The 25,912-nt window shown below is 72.5% G+C and carries 27 protein-coding genes; 10 read left to right on the top strand and 17 right to left on the bottom strand.

What is annotated here, in order from left to right; all coding sequences use genetic code 11:
* Positions 1–11 precede the first annotated feature (11 nt).
* The 3 genes from IF00_RS0102265 to IF00_RS0102255 form a co-directional block, all read right to left on the bottom strand.
* A complete protein-coding gene (locus tag IF00_RS0102265) occupies positions 12–1,226 on the bottom strand; it encodes an acetyl-CoA C-acetyltransferase (RefSeq protein WP_030313625.1) in 1,215 nt (404 codons plus the stop codon).
* A 77-nt stretch (positions 1,227–1,303) separates the two neighbouring features.
* Entirely contained in the window at positions 1,304–2,455 is a 1,152-nt protein-coding gene (locus tag IF00_RS0102260; protein WP_030313623.1) for an acyl-CoA dehydrogenase family protein, read from the bottom strand.
* Between the two features lie 69 nt (positions 2,456–2,524).
* Positions 2,525–3,682, bottom strand: a complete 1,158-nt coding sequence (locus IF00_RS0102255; protein WP_030313621.1) for a CaiB/BaiF CoA transferase family protein — start codon at positions 3,680–3,682, stop codon at positions 2,525–2,527.
* Positions 3,683–3,933: 251 nt separating this feature from the next.
* On the opposite strand from IF00_RS0102255, the gene IF00_RS0102250 reads away from it, so the two are divergent.
* Positions 3,934–5,124, top strand: coding sequence for a saccharopine dehydrogenase family protein (locus IF00_RS0102250; RefSeq protein WP_030313619.1), 1,191 nt, complete (start codon positions 3,934–3,936; stop codon positions 5,122–5,124).
* A gap of 24 nt (positions 5,125–5,148) precedes the next feature.
* Here IF00_RS0102250 and IF00_RS0102245 read toward each other — a convergent pair whose 3' ends face one another.
* The 3 genes from IF00_RS0102245 to IF00_RS0102240 form a co-directional block, all read right to left on the bottom strand.
* Entirely contained in the window at positions 5,149–5,520 is a 372-nt protein-coding gene (locus IF00_RS0102245; RefSeq protein WP_030313617.1) for a VOC family protein, read from the bottom strand.
* Entirely contained in the window at positions 5,517–5,651 is a 135-nt protein-coding gene (locus IF00_RS47575) for a hypothetical protein (protein ID WP_280922601.1), read from the bottom strand. Before IF00_RS47575 ends, IF00_RS0102245 begins: the two co-directional genes overlap by 4 nt.
* A 91-nt stretch (positions 5,652–5,742) precedes the next feature.
* Entirely contained in the window at positions 5,743–6,438 is a 696-nt protein-coding gene (locus tag IF00_RS0102240) for an endonuclease V (protein ID WP_030313614.1), read from the bottom strand.
* A gap of 119 nt (positions 6,439–6,557) precedes the next feature.
* On the opposite strand from IF00_RS0102240, the gene IF00_RS0102235 reads away from it, so the two are divergent.
* Positions 6,558–6,857, top strand: coding sequence for a YciI family protein (locus IF00_RS0102235; protein WP_030313612.1), 300 nt, complete (start codon positions 6,558–6,560; stop codon positions 6,855–6,857).
* A gap of 94 nt (positions 6,858–6,951) precedes the next feature.
* On the opposite strand, the gene IF00_RS0102230 is transcribed toward IF00_RS0102235, so the two are convergent.
* Positions 6,952–8,049 (bottom strand): WD40/YVTN/BNR-like repeat-containing protein, encoded by a 1,098-nt coding sequence (locus tag IF00_RS0102230; RefSeq protein ID WP_209439723.1) that lies wholly within the window; start codon positions 8,047–8,049, stop codon positions 6,952–6,954.
* 76 nt (positions 8,050–8,125) lie between these two features.
* Between IF00_RS0102230 and IF00_RS0102225 the strand changes: the two genes are divergently transcribed.
* The 4 genes from IF00_RS0102225 to IF00_RS0102210 all read left to right on the top strand — a co-directional run bounded on the left by IF00_RS0102225 (position 8,126) and on the right by IF00_RS0102210 (position 12,612).
* Complete coding sequence (locus IF00_RS0102225) at positions 8,126–8,590, top strand: (4Fe-4S)-binding protein (protein WP_030313608.1); 465 nt, start codon at positions 8,126–8,128, stop codon at positions 8,588–8,590.
* A gap of 183 nt (positions 8,591–8,773) precedes the next feature.
* On the top strand, positions 8,774–9,190 hold the full coding sequence (ssgD, locus tag IF00_RS0102220; RefSeq protein WP_030313606.1) for a spore wall synthesis regulator SsgD: 417 nt from the start codon (positions 8,774–8,776) through the stop codon (positions 9,188–9,190).
* A gap of 348 nt (positions 9,191–9,538) precedes the next feature.
* The gene (locus tag IF00_RS0102215; RefSeq protein ID WP_051819693.1) at positions 9,539–11,233 is read left to right on the top strand and encodes an ABC-F family ATP-binding cassette domain-containing protein; all 1,695 of its coding nucleotides are present in this window, start codon (positions 9,539–9,541) and stop codon (positions 11,231–11,233) included.
* A gap of 404 nt (positions 11,234–11,637) precedes the next feature.
* A complete protein-coding gene (locus IF00_RS0102210; RefSeq protein WP_030313602.1) occupies positions 11,638–12,612 on the top strand; it encodes an acyl-ACP desaturase in 975 nt (324 codons plus the stop codon).
* 223 nt (positions 12,613–12,835) lie between these two features.
* Here IF00_RS0102210 and IF00_RS0102205 read toward each other — a convergent pair whose 3' ends face one another.
* A complete protein-coding gene (locus IF00_RS0102205; protein ID WP_051819792.1) occupies positions 12,836–13,093 on the bottom strand; it encodes a WhiB family transcriptional regulator in 258 nt (85 codons plus the stop codon).
* A gap of 247 nt (positions 13,094–13,340) precedes the next feature.
* Here IF00_RS0102205 and IF00_RS0102200 point away from each other — a divergent pair, with 247 nt between their 5' ends.
* The gene (locus IF00_RS0102200) at positions 13,341–14,204 is read left to right on the top strand and encodes a hypothetical protein (protein ID WP_030313597.1); all 864 of its coding nucleotides are present in this window, start codon (positions 13,341–13,343) and stop codon (positions 14,202–14,204) included.
* On the opposite strand, the gene IF00_RS0102195 is transcribed toward IF00_RS0102200, so the two are convergent.
* From IF00_RS0102195 to IF00_RS47975, 7 genes are all read right to left on the bottom strand, one after another.
* Entirely contained in the window at positions 14,194–15,276 is a 1,083-nt protein-coding gene (locus tag IF00_RS0102195; RefSeq protein ID WP_030313595.1) for an LLM class flavin-dependent oxidoreductase, read from the bottom strand. The two genes, IF00_RS0102200 and IF00_RS0102195, sit on opposite strands and share 11 nt — an antisense overlap.
* Positions 15,273–16,145, bottom strand: a complete 873-nt coding sequence (locus IF00_RS0102190) for an ABC transporter substrate-binding protein (protein WP_030313592.1) — start codon at positions 16,143–16,145, stop codon at positions 15,273–15,275. The genes IF00_RS0102195 and IF00_RS0102190 overlap by 4 nt, the downstream gene beginning before the upstream one ends.
* Positions 16,142–16,924: an ABC transporter ATP-binding protein gene (locus IF00_RS0102185; RefSeq protein WP_037637398.1), complete on the bottom strand. Its 783-nt coding sequence runs from the start codon at positions 16,922–16,924 to the stop codon at positions 16,142–16,144. Before IF00_RS0102185 ends, IF00_RS0102190 begins: the two co-directional genes overlap by 4 nt.
* A complete protein-coding gene (locus IF00_RS0102180; RefSeq protein ID WP_051819691.1) occupies positions 16,921–17,820 on the bottom strand; it encodes an ABC transporter permease in 900 nt (299 codons plus the stop codon). Before IF00_RS0102180 ends, IF00_RS0102185 begins: the two co-directional genes overlap by 4 nt.
* Positions 17,817–18,872, bottom strand: a complete 1,056-nt coding sequence (locus IF00_RS0102175; RefSeq protein WP_030313585.1) for an ABC transporter substrate-binding protein — start codon at positions 18,870–18,872, stop codon at positions 17,817–17,819. Before IF00_RS0102175 ends, IF00_RS0102180 begins: the two co-directional genes overlap by 4 nt.
* A 59-nt stretch (positions 18,873–18,931) precedes the next feature.
* On the bottom strand, positions 18,932–19,957 hold the full coding sequence (locus IF00_RS0102170; RefSeq protein WP_030313583.1) for an ABC transporter substrate-binding protein: 1,026 nt from the start codon (positions 19,955–19,957) through the stop codon (positions 18,932–18,934).
* Between the two features lie 476 nt (positions 19,958–20,433).
* Positions 20,434–20,571 (bottom strand): putative leader peptide, encoded by a 138-nt coding sequence (locus tag IF00_RS47975; RefSeq protein WP_384226220.1) that lies wholly within the window; start codon positions 20,569–20,571, stop codon positions 20,434–20,436.
* A gap of 200 nt (positions 20,572–20,771) precedes the next feature.
* Between IF00_RS47975 and IF00_RS0102165 the strand changes: the two genes are divergently transcribed.
* Positions 20,772–21,566, top strand: coding sequence for an IclR family transcriptional regulator (locus IF00_RS0102165; RefSeq protein ID WP_030313581.1), 795 nt, complete (start codon positions 20,772–20,774; stop codon positions 21,564–21,566).
* Between the two features lie 137 nt (positions 21,567–21,703).
* The gene (locus tag IF00_RS0102160; RefSeq protein ID WP_030313579.1) at positions 21,704–22,357 is read left to right on the top strand and encodes a TetR/AcrR family transcriptional regulator; all 654 of its coding nucleotides are present in this window, start codon (positions 21,704–21,706) and stop codon (positions 22,355–22,357) included.
* Positions 22,358–22,460: 103 nt separating this feature from the next.
* On the opposite strand, the gene IF00_RS0102155 is transcribed toward IF00_RS0102160, so the two are convergent.
* Together IF00_RS0102155 and ligD are read right to left on the bottom strand one after the other, a co-directional pair.
* Entirely contained in the window at positions 22,461–23,348 is an 888-nt protein-coding gene (locus tag IF00_RS0102155) for an alpha/beta hydrolase (protein WP_030313578.1), read from the bottom strand.
* A gap of 116 nt (positions 23,349–23,464) precedes the next feature.
* Positions 23,465–24,499, bottom strand: coding sequence for a non-homologous end-joining DNA ligase (ligD, locus tag IF00_RS0102150; RefSeq protein WP_030313576.1), 1,035 nt, complete (start codon positions 24,497–24,499; stop codon positions 23,465–23,467).
* 52 nt (positions 24,500–24,551) lie between these two features.
* Here ligD and IF00_RS0102145 point away from each other — a divergent pair, with 52 nt between their 5' ends.
* Complete coding sequence (locus IF00_RS0102145) at positions 24,552–25,610, top strand: ATP-dependent DNA ligase (RefSeq protein ID WP_030313573.1); 1,059 nt, start codon at positions 24,552–24,554, stop codon at positions 25,608–25,610.
* Positions 25,611–25,912 lie beyond the last annotated feature (302 nt).

The following is a 25,912-nucleotide window of genomic DNA, read 5'->3' as shown; positions in this document are numbered from 1 at the left end:
GGACGGGACGGTCAGACGCGCTCGACGACGGTGGCGATGCCCATGCCGCCGCCGACGCAGAGGGTGGCCAGGCCGTAGCGCTTGTCCTGCCGCTCCAGCTCGTCGACGAGGGTGCCGAGGATCATCGCGCCGGTGGCGCCGAGCGGGTGGCCGAGCGCGATGGCTCCGCCGTTGACGTTGACCTTGTCCAGGGTGATGCCCATGTCCTTGACGAACCGCAGGACGACGGCGGCGAAGGCCTCGTTGATCTCGATCAGGTCGATGTCGTCGATGGTGAGACCGGCCTTGGCGAGGGCCTTGCGGGCGGCCGGCGCGGGGCCGGTCAGCATGATGGTCGGCTCGGAGCCGGAGACGGCGGCCGAGACGATCCGCGCGCGCGGGGCCAGGCCGTTCCGCTCGCCGGCCTCCTTCGAGCCGATGGCGACGAGGGAGGCGCCGTCGACGATGCCGGAGGAGTTGCCGGCGTGGTGGACGTGGTCGATCTCCTCGATCCAGTGGTACTTCTGCAGGGCGACGGCGTCGAAGCCGCCGAGCTCGCCGATGTCGGCGAAGGAGGGCTTGAGCCGGGCGAGGGAGTCGGCGGTGGTGCCGGGGCGCAGGAACTCGTCGTGATCGAGGACGGTCAGTCCCGCGCGGTCCTTCACGGGGACGATCGAGCGGGTGAAGCGGCCGTCCTTGACGGCGGCCGCGGCGCGCTCCTGGGAGAGGGCCGCGTACTCGTCGACGTCGCGGCGGGTGAAGCCCTCGATGGTGGCGATGAGGTCGGCGCCGATGCCCTGCGGGACGAAGTTGGTGTCCAGGTTGGTCATCGGGTCGGCGAACCAGGCGCCGCCGTCGGAGGCCATCGGCACCCGGGACATGGACTCGACGCCGCCGGCGAGGACGAGGTCCTCCCAGCCGGAGCGGACCTTCATCGCGGCCATGTTGACCGCTTCGAGACCGGAGGCACAGAAGCGGTTCTCCTGTACGCCGGCGACGGTGTCGGGAAGTCCGGCGGCGATGGCGGCGATCCGGGCGATGTCGGAGCCCTGGTCGCCGACGGGGCCGACGACGCCGAGGACGATGTCGTCGATGGTGGCCGGGTCGAGGCCGGGGTTCCGGGTCTGGATCTCCCGGATGAGGCCGACGACCAGGTCGATCGGCTTGGTGCCGTGCAGGGAGCCGCTGGCCTTGCCGCGTCCGCGCGGGGTGCGGATCGCGTCGTACACGTACGCTTCGGTGCTCACGGGAAGCCTTTCGCGATGAGGGCGATGAGGGTGGGTGGAACGGGGGGGAACCGGGAGGGGAACGGGGAAGGGGGCCGTCAGCCGAGGAGGGAACGGCCGATGATCTCCTTCATGATCTCGGTCGTACCGCCGTAGATGGTCTGGATCCGGCCGTCGGTGTAGGCGCGCGCGACCGGGAATTCGCTCATGTAGCCGTACCCGCCGTGCAGTTGCAGACAGCGGTCGGCGACCCGCTTCTGGAGTTCGGTCGCCCACCACTTGGCCATGGAGGCGTGGACGGCGTCGAGTCCGGCCCCGTCCGGGTCGCTGTGCTCCTCGATGCAGCGGTCGACGAACGTGCGGGTGACGGCGCACTCGGTGGCCATCTCGGCGATCTCGAAGCGGATGTGCTGGAGCCGGGAGAGCGGACGTCCGAAGGCCTCGCGCTCCTTGACGTAGGTGGTGGTGATCTCCAGGAGGTGTTCGGCGGCGGCGATGCCGGCGACGGCGATGGCCATCCGTTCCTGGGCGAGGTTGGTCATCAGGTGGACGAAGGCGCCGTTGAGCTCGCCGAGCAGGTTCTCCTTGGGGACGCGGACGTCGTTGAAGAACAGTTCGGCGGTGTCCTGGGACTTCTGGCCGATCTTGTCGAGGTTACGGCCGCGCTCGAAGCCCTCCGCGCCGCGCTCGACGACGAGGAGGGAGAGGCCGTGGGCGCCGCCCTCGGGGGTGGTCCGGGCGACGACGACCACGAGGTCGGCGAGGATGCCGTTGGAGATGAAGGTCTTGGAGCCGTTGAGGATCCAGTGGTCGCCGCGATCCTCGGCGGTCGTACGGATGCCCTGGAGGTCGGAGCCCGCGCCGGGTTCCGTCATGGCGATGGCGGTGACGGTCTCGCCGGAGCAGAAGCCGGGCAGCCAGCGCCGCTTCTGCTCCTCGGTGCCGAGCGAGGTGAGGTACGGGCCGATGATGTCGTTGTGCAGGCCGATGGCGAGCCCGGGGGTGCCGGCCCGGGTGAACTCCTCGGCGAGGACGGACGCGTAGCGGAAGTCGGGATTGCCGCCGCCGCCGTACTCCTCGTCGACGGCGATGCCCAGGAGGCCCTGCCGTCCGGCGGCGAGCCACACCTCGCGGGAGACGATGCCGTCCTTCTCCCACTGCTCGTAGTGGGGCAGCACCTCCTTCTCCAGGAAGGCGCGGACGGTGGCCCGGAAGGCCTCGTGGTCGGCGGTGTAGAGCTGGCGCTTCATACGGCGGTCTCCTGGGTCTGGGTCGGTCGGTTCACGCGTCGGACTCCCGGGTCGTCCGGGCCGGGCGGTTCACGCCTCGGACTCCTGGGTCCTGGCCGGGCGCTCCAGGGCGGGTACGGCCCAGTCGCGGGCCACCTCGGCGGTGTCGGCGCCGGGCAGGGCGGGCCCCCTGCGGAGGGTGCCGGGGGTGGCGGAGAAGCGGGGCGCGGGGGCGGGCTGGGCGATGCCGCCCTGCTCGGTGAAGGTGCCGCGGGCGGCGAGGTGGGGGTGGGCCGGGGCCTCGCGCATCGAGAGGACGGGGGCGACGCAGGCGTCGCTGCCGTCGAAGACGGCGGTCCACTCCTCACGGGTACGGCTCAGGAAGCGGTCGGCGACGGCCTTGCGCAGTTCGGGCCAACGCCCGAAGTCGCGGCGGGCGGGGGCGATCTCCTCGATGCCGAGGAGACGGACGAACTCCGCGTAGAACTGCTCCTCCAGGGCGCCGACCGCCATGTGGCCGCCGTCGGAGGTCTCGTAGACGCCGTAGAAGGGGCAGCCTCCGTCCAGGAGGTTGACGCCCCGCCTGTCCTGCCACCCGCCGGCGGCGAGCATGCCGTGGATCATGGTGGTGAGGTGGGCGGTGCCGTCGACGATCGCCGCGTCGACGACCTGGCCCTCGCCGTGCGCGCGGGCGTGCTGGAGGGCGGCGAGGACGCCGACGACGAGGTAGAGGGAACCGCCCGCGTAGTCGCCGACGAGGTTGGCGGGGATGGTGGGCGGGCCGTCGGGGTCGGGGCCGATCATGCCGAGGGCGCCGGTGATCGCGATGTAGCCGATGTCGTGTCCGGCGGTCGCGGCGAGCGGCCCCTCCTGGCCCCAGCCGGTCATCCGGCCGTAGACGAGGCGCGGATTGCGGGCGAGGCAGGCGTCGGGGCCGACGCCGAGGCGTTCGGCGACGCCGGGCCGGTAGCCCTCGATGAGGATGTCGGCGCGTTCGACGAGGTCGAGGACGGTGGCGGGGCCGTCCGGCGCCTTGAGGTCGACGACGGCCGAGCGCTTGTTGCGGTTGGTGAGGTCGCGGGCGGGGTCGATGCCCAGGCCGGGACCGCCGGGGCGGTCGACGCGGACGACGTCGGCGCCGAGGTCGGCGAGGAGCATCGCGGCGAAGGGGCCGGGCCCGATGCCGGCGAGTTCGACCACGCGTACCCCGGTGAGCGGGCCGTTCCCGGCGGTGTGCGTCGTGCTCATCGAGCCCCCAGGCGTGTGTGACACCAATGATGTAACACCGGAGATGCTAGGAACGTGTTCCACTCGGCACAAGCCCCCCGGCCGAGCAAGCGCTCGGAAGATACCGGAGCGGGAAGGTGGGTGTACCGACGGTTACCCGGGACAGGTACTCGGGAGTAGGGCGGCGGCGGGACGCGGTGCGGGACCCGCTATCCTCCGCCGACGACGAGAACCGCGCACGGCGGCGCGGTACGGCCGAAATGAGGGTCTGTATGGACACAGGGGCGGACGCGGGACGGGCCTACGACGTGGTCCTCTTCGGGGCGACCGGATTCGTCGGCGAACTCACCGCCGGGTATCTGGCCGCGCACGCGCCCGCGGAGTGCCGCTGGGCGCTCGCGGGCCGCAACCGGGCCGGACTCACGGCGCTGCGCGAGCGGCTCGCGGCCCGGTGGCCGCACTGCGCCGAGCTGCCGCTGGTCGTCGCGGACGCCGCCGACCCCGGCTCGCTGCGTGAACTCGCCGAGTCCACCCGGGTGGTGGCCACGACGGTCGGCCCCTACGTCTGGTACGGCGACGGGCTCGTCGGCGCGTGCGCCGAGGCGGGGACGGACTACGTGGACCTGACCGGCGAGGCCGAGTTCGTCGACCTGACCTACGTCCGGCACGACGCGCGCGCCAGGGAGACCGGCGCCCGCATCGTGCACGCCTGCGGATTCGACTCCGTCCCGCACGACCTGGGCGCGTACTTCACCGTCCAGCAGCTCCCGGAGGACGTACCGCTCCGGGTGGACGGCTTCGTCCGGGCAGGGGCGCAGTTCTCCGGCGGCACCTTCGCGTCCGCGCTGACGGCGTTCGGCCGGGGCCGGGAGATTCTGCGGGCGGCGCACGAACGGCGGCTGCACGAACCGCGGCTGGTCGGGCGCCGGGCGCGCGCGCCGCTGGGCGGACCGAGGTTCAGCCGGGAGACCGGGACCTGGGCGCTGCCGCTGCCGACGCTCGATCCGCAGGTCGTGGCCCGTTCGGCGGCGGCCCTGGACCGGTACGGGCCGGACTTCCGCTACCGGCACTACGCCTCCGTGAAGACGCTCCCGATGGCCCTCGGGGGCACCGCGGCCATCGGTGCGAGTGTGGCCGCGGCCCAACTTCCCCCGGTCCGCGCCTGGTTGATGGAGCGATACCAGGCGGGACAAGGACCGTCCTCCGAGCGGCGGGCCCGCAGCTGGTTCTCGGTGCGTTTCGTCGGCGAGGGCGGCGGACGCCGGGTGTTCACCGAGGTCTCGGGCGGTGACCCGGGGTACGACGAGACGGCGAAGATGCTCGCCGAGTCGGCGCTCAGCCTCGCCTTCGACCCGCTGCCGAAGACGTCGGGCCAGGTGACGACGGCGGTGGCGATGGGCGACGCGCTCATCGGGCGGCTGCGGTCGGCGGGCATCCGCTTCCGAGTGGCGCACCGGGGCTGAGCGGCCCGGGCGGTACGGGAGGGGTCAGGGCCGTACGAGGCGGAAGGGGTGACCGGCGGGGTCGGCGTAGACCCGCCAGGCCGCGTCACCACCGCCGTCGTCGAGCGGCTCGGCCCCGAGCGCGAGGACGGCCTCGTGTGCGGCATCGAGGTCGTCGACCCGCACGTCGAGATGGAACTGCTGCTCGGGCGCACCCCAGACGGGCGGCCGGTGGTCGGCCACGCTCTGGAAGGCGAGCACCGGACCGCCGTCACCACGCAACACGGCGGACCCCTCGCCGACGGCCCACCGGGCCTCGGGACTGTCCACCTCACCGCCGATCAACTGCCGGTAGAAATCGGCGAGTTCCCAGGCGTCCGGGCAGTCGAGAACGAGGCACCGCAGACGCCCGATCACACCGAGGCCCCGTCGGCGAGAACGTACGGCATGGCGCGGACCCGGGCGGGGACGACCGGAACGGCCCCGACGAGGTACGAGTTCGGGCCGCGCCCCGCGGAACGCGACGAAACGGAAAGGGGTGTTGTCATGCACCCCACTCTGCCGGGCCCGCGCACGACCCGGTATCCGTACAGGTACTCAGCTTGCCGTTCGGCGTACTCGGGAGGTGCCCCTCGGGCATCAGGCTTCGCCGAGGGCATCCCTCAGCGCGCTGCGGCACAGGGAGTCCGCGTGGCGGGTCGTCTCGGGGATGCGGTAGCGGGGGGTGAGGTGGAGGGTGTGGGCGCAGGCGTTGGGCAGGGAGACCCGGTGGCCGACCGAGACGAAGACCGGCTTCACCCGGGCCCGGGTGCGCAGGGCCCGGCCGACCTCCTCGCCGGCCGCCAGGAGCGGGGCGAAGTCGCCGCGTTCCGGGCCGGGTTGCTCGTAGGTGAAGGTGAACGGGTTCTTCGCGACACCGATCGACGGCCGGCCCGTGAGCACCCCGAGGTGGCTGGCGAGACCGAAGCGACGGGGGTGGGCGAGGCCGTAGCCGTCACAGACGAGCAGGCCGGGGTCGGCGGTCAGGCGGTCGAGCGCCGCGAGGACCGTCGGGATCTCCCGGAAGGCGAGCAGACCGGGGACGTACCGGAACGAGACCCGGCCGACCGCCGTGGCCTCCTCCACCACCTCCAGGGTCCGCGCGTCCAGGACGACGGCCGCGGCGGCGACGAGATCGCGTTCGTCGTCGTAGGCCACGTCGAGCCCCGTGACGTGGCCCATGCCGACCGCCGGCCCCTCCTCGTCGCGTACGAGGCGTCCGCTCAGCTCCTGCTGGACGGCCCGGGCGGTGGGCTCGTCGGCGGGCCAGCCCGCCGGAATCTCGATGATCGTCATGATGCGGGCCACCCTATGGGCGCCCGCCGGCCGGCTCCCGGCCCCGTGCCCCGGAAAGCGCCGTCCGGGGGGTGGAACGGTCCACCGGGGTCCGCGGCCCGCCCGGTAGCCTGGCGATCATGTTCGTTCTGGAATTGACCTACACCGCGCCGGTCGAGCGCGTGGACGCGCTGCTCGACGCGCACATCGAGTGGCTCGACGCGCAGTACGCCGCAGGCGTCATCGTCGCCTCGGGGCGCAAGAACCCGCGCGACGGCGGTGTGATCCTGGCCGCCGGGGTCGACCGCGCGGAGATCGAGAAGATCGTGGCGGCCGACCCGTTCAGCGTCGAGGGCGTCTGCGCGTACCGGATCACGGAGTTCTACGCGACCAAGACCGCCGAGGGGCTCGCGGCGTTCCGGGAGCAGCTTCCCTCCTGAGCACGGCCTTCCTGACGGCCCGGTGATCCTGCCTGACGGCCCCTCCTGAAGGCCTTCCGGTCAGTGGCGGCCCAGCGGGCTGAAGGCCTTCCGGTCAGTGGCGGTCCAGTCGGGCGATCCTGCCCTTTTCGCCCGCCGCCCAGCAGGAGCCGTCCGGCGTGCAGTCCACCGTGTCGTACGAGCCGGTGTCGACCGTGCGCCAGGTGCGGCCGCCGTCGGTGGTGAGGTCCGTGCCGGTCGGCCCGACGGCGAGCGCCGCGTTCCTGCTGTGCGGGAGCCAGGCGACGCCGGAGCGGTACGCGGGCGGCGGCGTGGCCGAGGCACGCCAGGTGCGGCCCCCGTTCCCGGTGACCGCGCCGGCCTGCGGGGACGGCTGGTCCTTGCGGTAGTCGCCGCCGACGGCGATGCCGTGCGCGCGGTCGCGGAAGGCGAGGCCGAAGACGCCACGGGCCGGGTCCCCCGCCGGGAACGGCGTGACGGTGGCGGTCCAGGTCAGCCCCCGGTCGGAGGAGTGGAGCACGCGCGCGGTGGCGCCGCCGCCGGTCGCCAGCCACACGTCCCGCGGCCCGGCCGACACCAGGCACTGGCCGCTCGCGGCGAAGCCGGCCTCTCCGGGGAGCGCGTCCGGCATCCCGGCGTTCGGCAGCACCTGCCAGGAGCGGCCTCCGTCGCGGGTGGCGAGGATGCGGTACCTGCCGTCGACCGGGTCGCTCATGGCGAGTCCGTGCCGGCGGTCGAAGAAGGTCATGCAGTCGTAGAAGGCCCGCGGATCGGTGTTGCGGAAGGACTCGGTCCAGGTGGCGCCGCCGTCCTCGGTACGCAGCACGCGCGAGGCCTCGCCCTCTCCGATGGCGAGGACGACGGCCCCGCGTGCGTCGAACGCCTCCACGTCACGGAACTCCAGCTCGCCCGCCCCCGGCGGCGAGACGTTTCGCCAGCTCCGGCCGCCATCGGTGGTCCGCAGCACCGTGCCCTTGGAGCCCGCGGCCCAGGCCGTCCTGCGGTCGACGGGCGCGAGCCCGCGGAATCGGGCGTCGGTACCGGTCGGCGTCAGCTCCCAGCCCGCCGCGTTCCTGTCGGTCGCCGCCGTGGGGGTCTCCCCGGCTCGCGCGGGCGCGGCCAGGGTCAGCGCGAGCGCCGCCCCGATCAGTCCCACCGACATCATTCGTCTCGTGTTCCCCATGGACGTCATGGCGCCGGAAGCTAGTGCCCCCGGCCCCTCCCCGTCCAGGGTGCGTCCCCCGCCCGGCGTTCCTAGGCTGGGTGCCATGACCGACCGTACGAGCGAGCGAGCGCCCGACGAGACGCCGAAGCTCAAGGAGTACGAGGGCGAGGGCATCACCGTCACGTTCGAGCCGCGCCGGTGTCTGCACGCGGCCGAGTGCGTGCACGGGCTGCCCGAGGTCTTCGATCTCTCCCGGCGTCCGTGGGTGCTGCCCGACGCCGCCGAGGCCGGTCTGGTGGCGGAGGTCGTCCGCCGGTGCCCCTCCGGGGCGCTGCAGTACCACCCGGCGGACGGCTCCGTCGAGCACCCCGACTCCCCCACCTCCGTCCGCCGGACGCCGTCCGGTCAGCTCGTGATGCGCGGGGACCTGCTCGTGAGCGGCGCGTACGGCGACCGGCACGAGACCCGGGTCATGCTCTGCGGCTGCGGAGCCTCCGGAAACCGGCCGTACTGCGACCACTCCGGTCCCTGCGCAGAGCCGGACGACGACGTACCCGAAGCGCGCTGACCTGTTCTGACCTGCGGCGATCCGTGCACCGCGGCGCCGTGCGCGGTCCTTGGCGCATCCGTGACGCAGCTCACGCACATCCGGAGTGCACGTTCCGGCCGCTCCGCTCGTCTTGTCAGGTGTCAGGTGCCCTGGTGTCGGGGAGACGCACAGGATCCGAAGTCCGCGTGAAAGGAGCCGGTCGTGTCCGCCGTCATCGAGCAGGCCGTCCAGGCCCGTCTGGTCGCATCCGCTCCGCGGATGGAGACCGTCCCCGCCACCCTGCGGTACGACCGCGAGGACCCGTACGCCGTGAGCATGGCGTTCCCTCCTCCGGCGACCCTGGAGGGCGTCGAGGTCTCCTGGGCCTTCGCGCGTGAGCTGCTCGTCCAGGGCGTCGAACGCCCGGCCGGCGTCGGGGACGTACGCCTCCGTCCGTACGGGTACGACCGCACGGTGGTCGAGTTCCATGCCCCGGAAGGCGTGGCCATGGTTCATGTCCGGACATCGGAACTGCGCCGTTTCCTGGAGCGCTCGCAGCACCTGGTGCCGGCCGGCCGCGAGCACCAGTACCTGGACTGGGACCAGGATCTGGCGGATCTGCTGCGCGAGCACCCGTAGCGATCGACTCCGGGCCACCCGGCGACGCCGCCCCGGCACCTGTTCCCGGGCCACCTTGCACCGGCACCCCGGCACCGGTCCCCTGGCCACCCACGGCTCGGTCCCGTAATTCGGTTGCCCCCTCCCGCTCCCCGGCCTACCGTTTCATCACGTCCATGTCGTCGTCCGATCGGAGAAGGACGTTGCTCGTCTGAGGTTGCGAGACACCGTGCCGCGCGTGCCCCCTGTGCCGCGTGTGCCGATCTCGACCTCGGCGTACGAGCCGTTCTGACGACAGACAGCCCGCGCCCCGGTGTCTCCACGCGTCGCATCACATCACGTCTGCGCTCACGCATCCGGGAGGCCTCCATGGCGCATCACCCCACGTTCATCACCTGTACCTCGCTCTCCTTCTCCTGGCCCGACGGCACCGAGGTCGTCGACGACTTCCGCCTCACGGTCGGCCCCGGCCGCACCGGGCTCGTCGGGCTCAACGGCTCCGGGAAGTCCACGCTCCTGAAACTGATCGCCGGCGAGCTGACCCCGGCATCCGGCACGGTCCGGGTCACCGGCGAGCTCGGTTACCTCCCCCAGAACCTGGTTCTGGACACCTCCCGGCGCGTGGACGAGATCCTCGGCATCGACGCGAAGCGGGCGGCACTGCACGCCATCGAGGCGGGCGACCCCGCCGAGGAGCACTTCACCGCCCTCGCCGACGACTGGGACGTCGAAGAGCGGGCCCGCGCCACCCTCGACCAGCTCGGGCTCGGCGCCGTCGGTCTCGACCGGACCGTCGGCGAGGTCTCGGGCGGCGAGTCCGTGCTGCTGCGCCTCGCCGCGCTGCTGCTCGCCCGGCCCGATGTTCTGCTCCTCGACGAGCCGACCAACAATCTCGATCTGCACGCGCGCGCACGGCTGTACGAGGCGGTGGAGAACTGGTCCGGAGTCCTGGTCGTGGTCAGCCACGACCGTGAACTCCTGGAGCGGGTCGACCAGATCGCCGATCTGCGGGACGGCGCCGTCGCGTGGTACGGCGGCGCCTATTCCGACTACGAGGCCGCGCTCGCCGCCGAACAGGACGCGGCGGAGCGGATGGTCCGCGTCGCCGAGGCGGACGTTCAGCGCCAGAAGCGGGAACTCGCCGATTCCCAGATGAAGTTGGCCCGCCGGAAGCGGTACGGACAGAAGAGCTTCGAGAACAAGGTCGTTCCGAAGATCGTGGCCAACAACCGCAGGAGCGAGGCCCAGGTCTCGGCCGGCAAGCACAAGGCGCTGCACGCCGAGCGCCTTTCGGAGGCACGGGAGCGGCTGGACGCCGCCGTGGAGGCGGTGCGGGACGACGACGAGATCCGCGTCGAACTGCCGCGCACCTCGGTGCCACCGGGCCGCGAAGTGCTGTTCCTGCGGAATCTGGAGCTGCGCTACGGGGCCCGGGTGGCCGGCGAGTTCGAGCTGCGCGGTCCGGAGCGGATCGCGCTGGTCGGCAGGAACGGCGCCGGGAAGACGACGCTGCTGCGGACGATCGCCGGGGAGCTCGCGCCGGTTTCGGGCGAGACAGAGGCGCGGGTGCCGCTCCGTTTCCTGCCGCAGCGGCTCGATGTCCTCGACGACGGGTTGAGCGTGGTGGAGAACGTGGCCCGGTTCGCGCCCACGGCGACGGGGAACGCGATCAGGGCGCGGCTGGCACGGTTCCTGTTCCGGGGAGCCCGGGCCGATCAGCCTGTCGGCACCCTGTCGGGCGGGGAGCGGTTCCGGGCGACGCTCGCGGCGCTGCTCCTCGCGGAGCCGGCTCCACAGCTGCTGATGCTGGACGAGCCGACGAACAATCTGGACATGGCATCGGTACGGAAGCTGACGGCGGCCCTCGACGCGTACGAAGGGGCGCTGATCGTGGCGAGCCACGACGTGACGTTCCTGGAGTCGCTGGGGATCACCCGCTGGCTGCTGCTCGACGGTGAGCTGCGGCCGACGACGGCGGAGGAGGTACGGGGCGCGGCGTCGAGCCCTCGGCAGGACCGGCTCACACCCGGTTCCGGCGGTGGAGCAACGCCCAGGATTCGGTGACTCGGTGGAGGCGCTGCGGACGCTGATCCGCGCGGTGGAGGCCGGCGCGGCGGACCATCCGGTCTTTCCGGCGCCGGCCGCCGGCCGGGCGCCGCGAAGCCATCCTCTTCGCGCCGGGGAGCGCTGTCCCGGGGCGCCGGAAAGCCATCCGCTTCGGGCCGTCGGCCGACTGCGCCGAGCTGCCGGACGTCTGCTCTGCGTAGTTTTTCGGAGGACCGTCGCAGGGCACCAAGGACGTGACCTGCGTCTCCGGCACCCCTCCGGAGCAGCCCACATAACGGAACGTAACCGGACATCGCCGGGACGGGGTTGGCCGATGCCTTACGGAGCCTTAACCTACGGTCTCGTAACCTACGAATCCGTAGGTATGCCCGTATGCCCCCTCTCCGTCCCCAGGAGTCCCCGTGACGCTCACCTCTCCCCACCTCGGCAGCCCGACAGGGTGGACCGACGCGCGGCTGCTCTACGCGCTGGAAGAGGTCGTGGAGAAGGAGCTCAACCGGCACCTGAAGGTCACCAAGGACTGGATGCCGCACGAGTACGTCCCGTGGTCCGACGCCCGCAACTTCCCCGGCTTCTTCGAGGACGGGGAGGCCTGGGATCCGGCGCAGTCCAAGGTGACCGAGATCGGCAAGATCGCCCTCGTCGTCAACCTGCTCACCGAGGACAACCTCCCGAGCTACCACCACGAGATCGCCAGCCTCTTCGGCCGCGACGGCGCCTGGGGCACCTGGGTGCACCGCTGGACCGCCGAGGAGGGCCGGCACGGCATCGTGATGCGCGACTACCTGCTCGCCTCGCGCGCCGTGGACCCGGACAAGCTGGAGCAGTTCCGGATGGCGCACATGAGCGAGGGCTTCGAGTCCGACAACCGCCACTCGATGCTGCACTCCGTGGCGTACGTCGCCTTCCAGGAGCTCGCCACCCGCATCTCGCACCGGAACACGGGCCACCAGTCCGGCGACCCGGTCTGCGACCGGATGCTGTCCCGGATCGCCACCGACGAGAACCTGCACATGGTCTTCTACCGCAACCTGCTCGGCGCGGCCTTCGAGATCGCCCCCGACCTGACCATGCAGGCCGTGCGGGACGTCGTGGTCAACTTCCGGATGCCCGGACACGGCATGCCCGGCTTCGAGCGGGCGGCGGCGCAGATGGCGATCGGCGAGATCTACAACATGCGCATCCACCACGACGACGTGCTCCAGCCCGTCCTCCGCTTCCTGAAGGTCCTCCAGATCGAGGGCCTCGGGCCGGAGGGTCTGCAGGCGCAGGAGGAGCTGGGGCTGTACATGAACGGCCTGGACTCCGAGGCCAGCAAGTTCGACGAGAAGCTCGCCGCCCGCAAGGCCCGCATGGCCGCCCGCGCGGCCGGCTGAGCGACGGACCGAGCGACCGGCCGGACGGCACCGGCCGGGCGACACCTGGCCGGGCGACAGCTGTGCGGCCCTCCGGCCGCGAGCGACGACACGACACGAGACGGGCGCGGCAGGCTGTGATCAGCCCGCCGCGCCCGTCCTGCCGCGTCCGTTCCGCCGCACCCGTTCCGCTGCGTGCCTCCGGACCCCTCGTACCCCCGCGCCGAGGCGTCCGCGCGCCCGCTCAGCCTTCTCGGCGCTTGAGTCGGAACCGCTCCTTCTCGGAGAGCCCGCCCCACACCCCGAACCGCTCGTCGTTGCGCAGCGCGTACTCCAGGCACGCCACTCGCCCTTCGCAGGCGCCGCACAGCTGCTTGGCCTCGCGGGTGGAGGAGCCCGGTGCCGGGAAGAAGAACTCCGGCCCGGCCTGAGCACACAGAGCGGTCTCCTGCCAGGACATGTCGGGCTCCGGTGCGGTCAGTACGGTGGTGTAGGTCTGCATGGCGTACACGCTGCCGGAGGGCCGTAAACGAGCCATCAACGTTCGATCAATGCGACGTTCGCGGCTGTTGGCAACGCGGCGCGCCGAAAGTCTTTGCGGCGTCGACGGGCATCGGCGATGATCGCCGCATGACGACCAGAAAGGCTCATGCCGCGTAGGCGCCCCGCTCCGCTCTCCCGCACTCGCGCGCCACCGGGTGACTCCCGCCCCCCTCACCCGTACCCGCGCCGCCGAGGAGAGTCCACCCGTGCAGACGTCCGCACTCGTGCCCTACGCCCGCCTGCCCCGCACGTACCACGACCGTCATGTCCTGACCAGCACCGTCGACGCCTTCGGCGCCGCCCACTGGCTGCTCGTCGAGCGCGCTCCGGAGCGCGGTGGCGACAGGCACCCCTACGACGCCCTGGTCGTCTCCGTCGAGGACGACGGCGGCGTCGAGGTCACGGAACTGAGCGCCCTGCGGGCCCGGTTCCCGCACCTGGACAGACTGCCGGACGGCGGATTCGTCGTCGCCTCGGCCCGCGCCCGCCGCGCCGACGCCGACGGCAGCCAGGTGCAGGTCTTCGACGCGCTGGGCCGCGAGACCTGGTCCTTCACCGTCGGGGACGCGATCGAGCACCTGCTCGCCGACCCGAGCGGTGCTCTCTGGGTCGGGCACTTCGACGAGAATCCGGCGGGCATCCGCCGCTGGAGCGCGACGGGTGAACTCCGATGGAGCAGCGGCGGCGTGCCCGGGGCCGGCTGGATCATGGACTGCTACGCCCTGAACGTGTCCGACTCCGTCGCCTGGGCCTGCCCGTACTCCGACTTCCCGCTCCTGGAGATCCGCCCCGACCGGCCCGTGCGCGTGCGTGCCAACACCGTGCGGGGTGCCACGGCGGTCGCCGTCCACGAGGGGCGGGTCGCCTTCTTCGGCGGATACGGCGACGAAGAGGACCGGATCGCGTACGGCGAACTCACCGACACCGCCGTCGAGCCCACGGGTGCCGCTCTCCTCACCCGGCCCGACGGCAGGCCCATCGGGCGCCGCCGGGTCGTGGCACGTGGCACCCGGATCCACGTCCAGGACGAACCGTTCACCGAATGGACCGTGTGGGATCTCAGCGGCTGACACCCAGGGCGGGAAGAACGGTCTCGGCGACCCGGTACGCCTCCTCCAGGAGCGGGTTTCCGGACAGGATGAAGGTGTCCACGCCCAGGTCCCGGTACTCCCTGAGCCGCTCCACGACCTGGGCCGTGGAGCCGACGACCGCCGTTCCGGGACCGGGCCGGAACAGGCTCATGCCGGGCCAGAGGTTCGGGTGGGTCTCCAGCTCGCGGGCCCTGGCCGGCACCTTGCCGCCGTGCTGGCGGAACTGGCGCTGCCAGCCCACGCCGTCCTCGCCCGCCCGTTCGCCGAGCTGCCGCGCGTACGTCGCCTCACTGGTGACGTCCAGGAGCCGGTCGGCCGCCGCCCACGCCTCGTCCTCGGTGTCGCGGACGATGAGGTGGAGGCGCAGGCCGATGCGGAGAGTACGGCCGTGGGCGGCGGCCCGGGCCCGTACGTGGTCGAGCTTCTCCTTCAGCAGGTGCGGCGGCTCGCCCCAGGTGAGGTAGACGTCGACGTGCTCGGCGGCCATCTCGATCCCGGGCGCCGAGGATCCGCCGAACCAGAGCGGGACGTGCGGCTCCTGGACGGGCCGCAGGTCGCGGAAGGAGGCGCCGGCGTTCCTGAGGTCGTAGAAGCGGCCCTTGTGGTCGAAGACCTCGCCCGCCGTGAGCCGCTTGACGATCGACCAGTACTCGGCGCTCAGTTCGTACCGCTCGTCGTGCTCGACGTGGAGCCCGTACTCGCGCAGCGAGGCGGTGGAACCGTTGACCACGTTGAAGCGGAGCCGGCCGCCGAACAGGTTGTCGAAGCTCAGCGCCATCTTGGCGAGCAGGGTCGGCGCGATCAGCCCCGGGTGGACGGCGAGCAGCGGCTTGAACCGGGTGCTCGTGGAGGCCGCGAGCGCCGAACCCAGTGGCCACACGTCGTAGAGGTCCGTGGCCAGCAACGCACCGGTGTAGCCGAGGCGTTCGACGGTTCCGGCGAGGTGTGCGAGGTAGCCGAGGTCGACGGGACGGCGGCCCGCCGGCTCCCAGGGGTACGCGCCCTCGCGCGGGATGATGTACCAGAGGACTTCGGGTGCCGGTGAGGTCATCGGGAGCCGGCCTTCCGGGGCAGGGCGTCCGCGACGCTGATCGCGCGGTCGATGAACCCGGTGCGGTGGAAGATGTCGGCCGCCCGCTGCTGCTCGGCGACGAACTCCTCTCCGATCTCCTCGATCGTCCAGGGCAGGGCGCGCAGCGCGGTCTCCCAGTCGTCGACCGTGCCGCCCTGGTCCGCGGCGGCGATCTCGGCGGCCTCGCGCGGGTGCGCGGCGGCCCAGTCGTCGGCCCGCCGGAGCGCCCGGGTCAGCGCCTCCACCACTTCGGGCCGTTGCTCGGCGAGGTCGCGGCGGGTGAAGAAGACGGACCGGTCGGTGATGACCTCGCCGGTACGGATCAGGGTGCGCAGCCCGCCGGCGCGGCGGGCTGCCGCGAGCTCGGCGCCCTGGGCGACCCAGGCGGTGATCGCGCCGGTACGGAGCTTCTCCTCGCTGCCCGGGTCGGCGCGTACGGCGGTGATGTCGGTGGCGTACGAGAGTCCCGCGTCGTCCAGGGCCTTGGCGACGAGGTGGGTCTGCCAGGAGCCGACGGCCAGATGGACGGTGCCGCCCTTCAGATCGGCGACGGTACGGACCGGGCTGTCCTCGGGGACGAGGAGTGCGCCGTGGTCGGGGCGGGGCGCCGAGACGGCGGTGTAGACGATGTCGTGTCCGGCGGCCTGCGCGGTGACCGGCGGGGTGGAGCCGGTGCCGCCGAAGTCGATGGTGCCGTCGGTGAGATGGGCACCCGTGCGGACTCCGTCGGTGTACGGGTACCAGGTCACGGTCTCCCCGAGTGCGGCGAGTTCCTCCTCCGCGTAACCGAGCCGGGAGAGGTGGTAGAGGGAGGGGTTGCTGCGGTGGACACCGATGACGACGCTCATGCGGAGGCTCCTTCGGGAGATGCGGGGGCGGGCCCGGGGATGGAGGTGGCCGCCTCGCCGGGCGCGTGGACGCCCAGGTCGGCGAGGAGGCGGCGGCGCAGGGCCACGAAGGCCGGGTCGCCGGGGTCTCGGGGACGGGGGACGGTGACGGGCTCGTCGGTGACCAGTCGGCCGTCCCGCAGGACGGCGACCCGGTCGGCGAGGCGTACGGCCTCGTCGACGTCGTGCGTCACGAGGAGCACGGCGGGGCGGTGGATCCGGCGCAGCTCGCCGACCAGGTCCTGCATCCGGAGCCGGGTCAGCGCGTCGAGGGCGGCGAACGGCTCGTCGAGGAGCAGGAGTTCGGGCTCCCGGACCAGGGCACGGGCGAGCGCGACGCGCTGGGCCTCGCCGCCGGAGAGGGTGGCGGGCCAGGCGTCCGCGTGACGTTCGAGACCGACTTCGGCGAGCGCCCGCAGTCCGGTGGCCCGGGTCGCGGCGCCGCGCGGGAGGCCGACGGTCACATTGGCGAGGACCTTCTTGGAGGGGATGAGCCGCGGTTCCTGGAAGACGATCGTCCGGGCCTCGGGGACGAGCGCCTCTCCCCCGTCGGCTCCGTCGAGGGCGCCGAGGATACGGAGCAGGGTGGTCTTGCCGCTGCCGCTCGCACCGAGGAGAGCCAGGAACTCGCCTCGTCTCAGGTCGAGTTCGAGACCGTCGAGGACGGATCGGGCGCCGAAGACCCGGCGCAGGCCTCGTACCCGTACCGCCGTGGCGGGAACCGATGTGGACGACGTCATCGGGCTCCTCCCCCGGGGCCGGCCGTGCGCCAGGGCATGAGGATCCGCTCCAGGCCCCGGACGAGAACGTCGGCGGCGAGACCGAGCAGGCCGTAGACGAGGATGCAGACGGCGAGGATGTCGGTGCGGGCGTAGCTCTGGGCCTGGGACATCAGGTATCCGATGCCTTCGGTGGCGTTGATCTCCTCGGCGGCGATGAGCGCGATGACGCTGAGCGTCATGGAGAGCCGCAGTCCTGCGAGGAGCGAGGGCAGGGCGCCGGGGAGGACGACCTGGCGGACGATCGCGAGTCGGCCGAGCCCGAAGCTGCGCATGGCCTCGACGAGTTTGCGGTCGGTGTTGCGGACGCCCCCGCTGGTGGAGACGTACATCGGGAAGGTGGTGGCGACCGCGATGAGCAGGATCTTCGCGGTCTCGTTGATCCCGAACCAGACCATGAAGAGGGGGACGAGGGAGAGGAACGGGATCGTGCGGAGCGTCTGGAGCGAGGAGTCGAGCAGCTCGTCGCCGAGCCGGGTGAAGCCGGTGGTGATGCCGAGGGTGAGCCCGGCGGCGAGACCGATGACGAGACCGATGCCCGAGCGGGTGAGGGAGGTGGCGAGCGCGTCGGGCAGCTGCCCGTTGCCCCACAGCTCTTCGACCGCGTCGATGACTTGAGAGGGCGATGCGAGCACGTCGGGGGTGAGGACGCCGGTGGCGGAGGAGGTCCACCAGAGGGCGAGGAGGGCGACCGGGCCGAGGGTGCGGACCGTCAGGGAGTACGTCCGGGAGCGGGGGCGGCGGACATGCGGGCGGGGGGTGACGAGTCCGGCGGGGCCGCCGCCGTCCGCGAGCGTCTCCTTCGTGGCCGCGGGCGCGGGCGCGGGGCCTGTGGTGGCGGTGGCCGGGGCCGTCATGACAGCTTCTCGATGTCGAGGAGGTGGGCGGCGATGTCGACCTTGTCCGGCGTGACCTTCTGGTCGGCGTAGAACTGGGCGACCGTCTCGAAGCGCTTGATGTCCTCGGGCCGGATCGGGTCGACGGTGCCCCCCTTGCCGATGAAGGAGATCTGGACCTCCTTGGCCCTGCCGTCGACGGCGGTGGGACCGGCGTCGGTGAAGACGTTCAGATAGGCGGCCGGGTCCTTCTTCTCCTTCACGCTGTTGTCGTGGAGGTAGGCGTAGAGCGCCTTGACGACCTCGGGGTGCTGCTTGGCGAAGCCCGAACGAACGGCGTTGAGGCTGTAGTTGTCGGATCCGATGGCGGTGCCGTCGGCCACGAAGTGGGCCTTGTCCGCGCCGATCTCGGCCACGGCGTAGGTGGACCAGACGGCCCAGGCGTCGACCTGGCCGGCGTTGAAGACGGCGGCGGTCTGGTCCGGGCGCAGATAGACCCGCTCGACCTGGTCGGCGGGGACGCCGGCCTTGGCGAGGGCTTTGAGGAGCAGGTATTCGCCGGTGCCGCCCTTGTTGACGGCGACCTTGCGGCCGACGAGGTCCTCGACGGAGTCGATGTCCGAGCCCTCGCGGACGAGGATGCCCTCGCCGACGGGGTCGGGGGCCGTGGCGGTGAAGAAGGCGAAGCCGGGGCTCTGGGAGAGGGAGGTGATGCCGGAGGTGATCGAGCCGGTCGCGATGTCGAGCTGGTCGGCGTTCATCGCCTGGGCGGCGGGCGCGAAGGGACCTGCGCTGCCGGTCCACACCACCTTGGCACCGACCGCGGCGAGAGCCTTGTCGAGGCTCCCGTCCTTCTTGCCACGGGCGAGCACGCCGGCGTTCCCGGGGTCGGGGATGCGGATGGTGACCGTGCCCTTCGCTCCCTTCGGCCCGTTTCCGGTGCCCTGGCCGACGGCCGAGTCCGCTGCGGGGCTGCCACCGCAGGCGGTGAGAACGGAGAGGGTGGCGAGGACCGCCAGAGCGACGCGGGTGGTGCGAGTGGCGGGCGGGGTGAGAGGGGCGAGTGGGCGCATGGCGGTCGTCCTTCGGGGTGCGGAGAGTGGGCGTGGGGCGGTGGTGACGAGGCGGCCGGTCACGGAATCGGCTGCGGCGACGTCCCCACCGGGGCGGCGGCCGCCCGCCGGCGGGCCTGTCGCAGCGGCTCAGGGTCGGCCCAGGCGCGTACGTCCACGGCCTCGGGCAGGAAACCGTGGGCCCGCAGCGCCTCCTCCTGCCGGGTGAGCAGGTCGAGGCGGGTGTCGGACAGGTCCGGGTGGAGGGTGCGGTGGGTACCGGGGCGGTAGGCCTCCGCGACGCCCTCGGCACCCGCACCGGTCTCGGCGCCGAGGATCCGCGCGACCTCGTCCGGCTCGCCGGCGGCCCAGTCGGCGGCGCGGAGCAGGACGGTCAGGAAGCGGGCGACGAGCTCGGGGTACTCGTCCAGGAGGTCCTGGTGCACGGTGAGGGGACGAGGGGTGCCGTTGTTGACGCGGTGCGCGGGGTCGGGGAGGGCGTCCAGCTCCACGGCCACCTCGGCCCCGGCGCGGCGGGCCGCCTCGACGGCGAGTGCGCCCTTCACGTACACGGCGTCGACCTCACCCCGGCGCAGGGCGTCCAGCTCCGCGGCCCACTGGCCCCGATGCCCGTCGGCGGGTACGTCGACGAGGCGCGCGTCGCCGAGCCCGTACCCGGCGGAGGCGAGTGCGCCCTCGAAGCCGCGCAGGGCCATCGCCCGCCAGAAGTCGATGGGGACCGGGTGCCGGGGCAGGGCGAGCCGCAGCCCGCGCAGGGCGGCGGCTCCCCGCACCGGGGAACCGGGAGCGACGAGCACCACCTGACGTTCCTCGATCCAGGTGAGCGCGACGAGCCGGGTCCGTTCGCCGCGTGAACGGGCCCACAGCGCGGGCACGTTGCCGCCCTCCCGGAAGAGGCCGGGCAGCGCGTGGGTGAAGTGGGTGGCGCGGTCGGCGCCGGGGTCGGCGTCCTGGAGGGAGCGGACGGCGATGCCGTCGGGTGCGAACTCCCGCTCCAGCCAGCCACGATCGGCGGCGACACCGGTGGCCGTGGGCACGGGGCAGCGGGTGAACCAGAGCGTGTCGGGCACGCGGGCAGGCGTCATGGAGGGACTTCCCGGGGTGAGGTGGGACGGCGTGGGCGGCGACCGGGCGCGCGGCGACGTCGAGCGTCGGCGGGGGCGCTGCCGGGGCGAGGGCGAAGGAGGTACGGGGGTACGGGGGTACGGGGGTACGGAGGTATGGGGGAGGCCGGTCGGACCGATGGGCGGCACGCGGCGGGGAGCCGGGCGGACGCGCGGACGGACGCGCGGACGCGTCTGCCGGCGAGGAGCGGGACCCGGCGAGGAAGCGGGACCTGGCGAGGACGCGGGACCTGACGAGGACGCGGGGATCCGGTCGGGTGGCGATCCTCGCGTGGGTCCGGACCCTCGCGTGGGAACGGTGCCCGCCCGGGGCGGGAGACCCGCATGGGACCGGATCTCGCACCGACCGCGACGTCGGCGCCCGTCGCGTCGTCGCGGAGCACCGCCGCGAGCGCCGTGCGGATGGGGTCAGCCGACGACGTCAGCCCCGCGGTACCTCAGCGACAGCCGGCCCCTGCGACGCGCGCCAGGTCGATGTGGCGGCGGCGGGTGAGGACGAGCGGCGCGGGAGAGGCGGTGGGCACACATCGCGCGGTGCGACGTGCGGTACGTCGATCGGTACGTCGTGCGTTCATGACCGGCCCTGCTCCCTCCGGCTCGGTGTCGCTGTGGTGGCTTGGCCGGAACCTTGCCACGGAAGCTCCGTCGGCGACAACTCGCCTCCCACCATGTGGGATTGCGTATGAACGGCATGTTTCCGACCTCGCCCGGGCCCTGATTCGGCTCCCGCCATGTGGGAGCGTGGGAGCCCGATCACCCACGGGGAGCGAACCCTATGACGACCGAGGCCGGCATCGCCCGACCCCCGGCGGGCGCCCAGGCGGTCCGCCGTGCACTGGATGTCCTGCACTGTTTCCACGACAACGGGCCCGACCTGAGCGCCTCCGACCTCGCGCGACGACTCGGACTCTCCACGTCCACCGCACACCGCCTCGCCCGGACCCTGCTCGGTGCGGGATTCCTGGAGCAGGACGCCCGGACCGCCCGCTACCGGCTGGGCCCGGCGATGACGGAGCTGGGACGGCTCTCGTACCACCAACGGGGGCTGCACCTGGCCGCGCCCGAGCTGTCCGATCTCGCCGAACGGACCGGCGCCACAGCCGACTTGGCCCTGCGCAGCGGCCCGCACGTGGTGATCGTCGCGGGCGGCTCGGTGACGCCGAAGGTGGGGCTGCGCCGGCCGCTGCACTCGACGGCGCTCGGAAAGGTGCTCCTCGCGTGGCCCCGGGCGGGCGAGGCGGGCCCGCGCTCCCTGCCGCCGCTGTACGCGTTCACCGAACGGACCATCGTGGAACCTCCGGCGCTCGCCGCCGAGTTGGCTCGCGTACGGGAAGCCGGGTACGCCCTGAACGACGGGGAGTCGGCCCACGGGGTGCGGACCGTGGCCGTGCCGGTCCTGGAACGGACGGGGCACGCGCGCTTCGCGCTCGCGGTGCGGGCGACACCGGAGCTGATCACCGACGCCCGGCTCGACTGGTACCTCGCGCAGGCCAGGGCCTGCGCCCGCGCCCTGGAGGTGCTGCTGCTCGCCCCGGCGGAACGGAGGGACCCCGGCGAGCGGGCCGGCTAGCCCGGACGGACGGAGGACCACCGGCGGCGGGCCACCGGCGGAGGACCACCGGCGGAGGACCACCGGCGGCGGGCGATGGGCGCTCGATGGCGGGCGACAAAGTTTCCGCACGGTCGTGCGTTCAGTAGGATGGAGGCATGAGCGACACCGTGACCAAGACGGACGGGCGCGTCGAGCGTGGAAACCAGACCCGGCGGCTCGTGCTCGGCCGGACCATGGACATCGCCTCGGTTGAAGGGCTCGAAGGCCTCTCCCTGGGGCGCATCGCCACCGAGCTCAAGCTGAGCAAGAGCGGCGTCTTCGCCCTCTTCGGCTCGAAGGAGGAGCTCCAGCTCTCCACGATCAGGGCCGCCGCAGCCGTCTTCGCCGAGAACGTCGTGACCCCCCTCAAGGACGTGCCGCCAGGGGCCCGGCGGGTGCGCGAGCTGTGCCGGAACTGGCTCACGTACTCCTCGGAGCGGGTCTTCGCCGGCGGCTGCTTCTTCTACGCGGTCTCGGCCGAGTTCGACGCCCGCACGGGCCCGGTCCACGACGCCGTCGCCCGGACCCGCCGCGACTGGAACGCCTACATGGAAAGCTCTTTGACGGAGGCTCAGGCCGTCGGCGACTTCGCCGGCGACCTGGATGTGGAGCAGCTCGCCTTCGAGGTGATCGCCCTCATGGAAGCGGCCAACGCGCAGTCCGTCCTGCTCGGCGACACGCAGACGTACGACCGCGCCGAGCGGGGAATCACCGCCCGGCTGCGCGCCTCGGCCACGGACAGGGGCCGGGTCGACCTCGACGCCGAGTAGGCCGGTAGCGCGACGAGGCTGGGCCCGAGCAGGGGGGAAGAGGCCGGGCCGCGGAGCGGGACGCGGCGCCGGGCTGAGCTCCCGCACCGCCCCCGCGCCCCTCTCAGCTCGCGGCCACCGGCTCCCCCGCCGCCGGTTCACCCGCCGGAGCCGCCAGGAACTCCACCGCCTCGCCGACGACCTCCGGGTCCCGCAGGATGCGCCGGTGGCCGAGCCCCTGGGTGACGACGAGGCGGGCTCGGTCGCCGTGGGCGCGCGCGAGCCGCCGGGAGTGGACGAGCGGCACCATGTCGTCACCCTCGTCGTGGAACAGCAGGATGCGCGCGGTGAGTTCGCCGGAGTCGCGGTCCGCTCCGAAGCGGTCCCAGATGCCGGGTTCACCCGGCACGAGCCGCCGCTCCACATGGTCCCGCATGCACCGCAGGACCCGGTCGTCCACGCCGAGACCGGCCTGGAAGCCCTTGATCAGCAGATCGAAGGAGCCGACTCCGCCGATGCCGACGAATCGGGTCGCACGGACGCCGTCCCGGAGGGCGAAGAGGGCGGCGAGGACCCCGAAGGAGTGGGCGACGACGGCGTCGAAGTCACCGTGTCGCTCGTGCAACTGCCGGATGATCTCCCGGTATTCGACGATATTGCTGGCCCGCCCCGGGGATTCGCCGTGGCCGGGCGCGTCGAAGGCGACGGGGCTGTAGCCGCGTTCCAGCAGCGCCTCGGCGAAGGCGGTGAGCCGCGAGGCGCGCGAGGACCAGCCGTGCACCAGCAGGACGGGCCGGCGGCCGTCACCCCAGGCGTACGTGACCACGTCCTTGCCGCGGACCTGGAGCCGTCCGGTGCGGGCGGCGGCGAAGAGATCCCGCTCCTGGGGTTTCGGCCGGGCCCGGCCGAGCGGGCGGACGAAGAGGTGGAATGCCAGGCGTCCGGCGGGCCCTGGGGCGACGCGGGCGGCAGTGTTCAGGACGGTGCGTACGAGCGGAGCCATCGGGTACATGCCGGATCTCCTCGGTCGGGCTTATGAAAAAATGCTAGCACGACCGTTCGTGTTGTTTTAAGGTCGAGACAGCGGGGTGGGTCGACCCCCCTCCCGGAAAGGGCCGGCCCACCCCGTCACTCCTCTTCGGATGGTTCTCTCTTCGCCCGGCTCGGCTGCACGCGCTTCGGTTCACCCGGCATCTTCGGATACTCCGGCGGGTACGGCAGATCACCGAGGCCGTGCTCCGCCTCGTCCCGTCGCGCCAGTTCGAGCAGGGACTCCAGGCTGAACCGTTCGTCGTCCATGTCGGCGTGGACGTCGCCCACCTCGGCGTACCGGACCGGCATCGTCCTGATGTCGAAGTCCCGCGGCACGGCGTCGTCGACCTCCTCCCACCGCAGCGGCGCCGACACGGGCGCGTGCGGTCGGGGACGCACGGAGTAGGCGGAGGCGATCGTGCGGTCCCGGGCCGTCTGGTTGTAGTCGACGAAGATCCGCTCGCCGCGCTCCTCCTTCTTCCACCACTTGATGGTGACCTCCTCCGGCATGCGGCGCTCCAGCTCCCGCCCGCAGGCGATGGCAGCTCGCCTGACCTGCGTGAACGTCCAGTTCGGCAGGATCGGGACGAAGACGTGGATGCCTCGTCCGCCGGAGGTCTTCGGCCAGCCGCGCAGTCCGTGCTCGTCGAGGACGGCGCGCAGTTCGTGGGCGGCGCGGACGGCGTCCGCGTAGTCCGTGCCGGGCTGCGGATCGAGGTCGATGCGGAGTTCGTCGGGGTGGTCGGTGTCGTCGCGGCGTACCGGCCAGGGGTGGAAGGTGACCGCGCCGAGGTTGGCGGCCCAGAGCACGGCCGCCGGTTCGGTGGGGCACATCTCGTCGGCGGAACGGCCGCTGGGGAAGGTGATGTGGGCGGTCGGGATCCAGTCGGGGAGGTACTTCGGGGCGCGCTTCTGGAAGAACGACTCGCCGGTCACCCCGTCGGGGTAGCGCTCCAGGGTGGTGGGACGGTCGCGCAGGGCGCGGGTGACACCGTCGCCGACCGCCAGGTAGTAGCTGACCATGTCGAGCTTCGTGTAGCCGGGTTCGGGGAAGTACACCTTGTCCGGATTGGACACGCGTACGGTCCGGTCGCCGACTTCCAGTTCCACCGCTGCCGCCTTGCCTGCCATGCCGGTCAGCCTAGGGCTCGCCGACAAGTCCCGCATACCGGACAATCGCCTCATGGATCTTCCGGTGATGCCGCCCGTGAAACCGATGCTCGCCAAGTCGGTGAAGCGGATCCCGCCCGGGATGCAGTACGAGGCGAAGTGGGACGGCTTCCGCGCGATCGTGCACCGCGACGGGCCGGATGTCGTCATCGGCAGCCGTACCGGCAAGCCGCTCACCCGCTACTTCCCCGAGCTGGTCGAGGCGCTCGCGGCCCGGCTGCCGGAGCGCTGTGTGGTCGACGGCGAGATCGTCATCGAGCACGGCGGCCACCTCGACTTCGACCGGCTCAGCGAGCGGATCCACCCGGCCGACTCCCGGGTCCGCATGCTGGCCGAGACGACCCCGGCGCTGTTCGTCGCCTTCGACCTGCTCGCCCTCGGGGACGAGTCGCTGCTCGACACTCCGCTGAGCGAGCGCCGGGAGGCCCTGGAGCGGATGCTCGCGGGCGTGGACGCACCGGTGCATCTGGCACCGGCCACGCGGGACGCCGAACTCGCCGCCCAGTGGTTCGAACAGTACGAGGGCGCGGGCCTGGACGGGGTGATCGCCAAGCCGCTCGACCTGCCGTACCGGCCGGACGCCCGCCTCATGTACAAGATCAAGCACGAGCGGACGGCGGATGTCGTGGTGGCCGGCTACCGCTTCCACAAGAGCGGACCGGTGGTCGGCTCGCTGCTGCTCGGCCTGTACGACGACAAGGGCGCCCTCCAGCACGTCGGCGTGTGCGCGGCGTTCACCGCGCAGCGGCGGGCCGAGCTCATCGAGGAGCTCGAACCGCTCCGGATGGACCCGCCGGACGGACACCCCTGGGCGGCCTGGGCGGAGGAGGCGGCACACGCGGGGGCACGACTGCCGGGCGCACCCAGCCGCTGGTCGGGGAAGAAGGACCTGTCGTGGGTGGCATTGCGGCCCGAGCGGGTCTGCGAGGTCGGCTACGACCACATGGAGGGCGACCGCTTCCGGCACACGGCGCAGTTCAAGCGGTGGCGCCCGGACCGGACGCCGGAGTCCTGCGGGTACGGACAGCTGGACGAGCCCGTCTCGTACGACCTGTCCGAGATCCTGACGTAGCGTCCGGACACTGTCCGGAGGACGCCGATCCGCCGAGTGAGATGCTTCACATTCGGCAAGCGTCCCGCCGCCCTCGACATCCCCGCATCACGCCTGTGTTCGTCGTACTCACGAGCGATACGCAGGGACGGTGAACATTCCCGCGCCGGCCACCCGGGCCCGTACCTGCGAGAACGTCCCCGGCCGCGCCCGGCGGCCGTACCCGCTCCCCCGCCCGGGCTCCCGCACGCCCCGCCGGAGCACCGTCGCGTCGTTGCCCCACCGCGACATCGCCGTGCCGGAACCCGTACGGCGATCCGGTA

This window comes from Streptomyces flavochromogenes (genome assembly GCF_000717595.1).
GTDB lineage: Bacteria > Actinomycetota > Actinomycetes > Streptomycetales > Streptomycetaceae > Streptomyces > Streptomyces flavochromogenes.
This window is presented reverse-complemented; position numbering and strand designations above follow the sequence as displayed.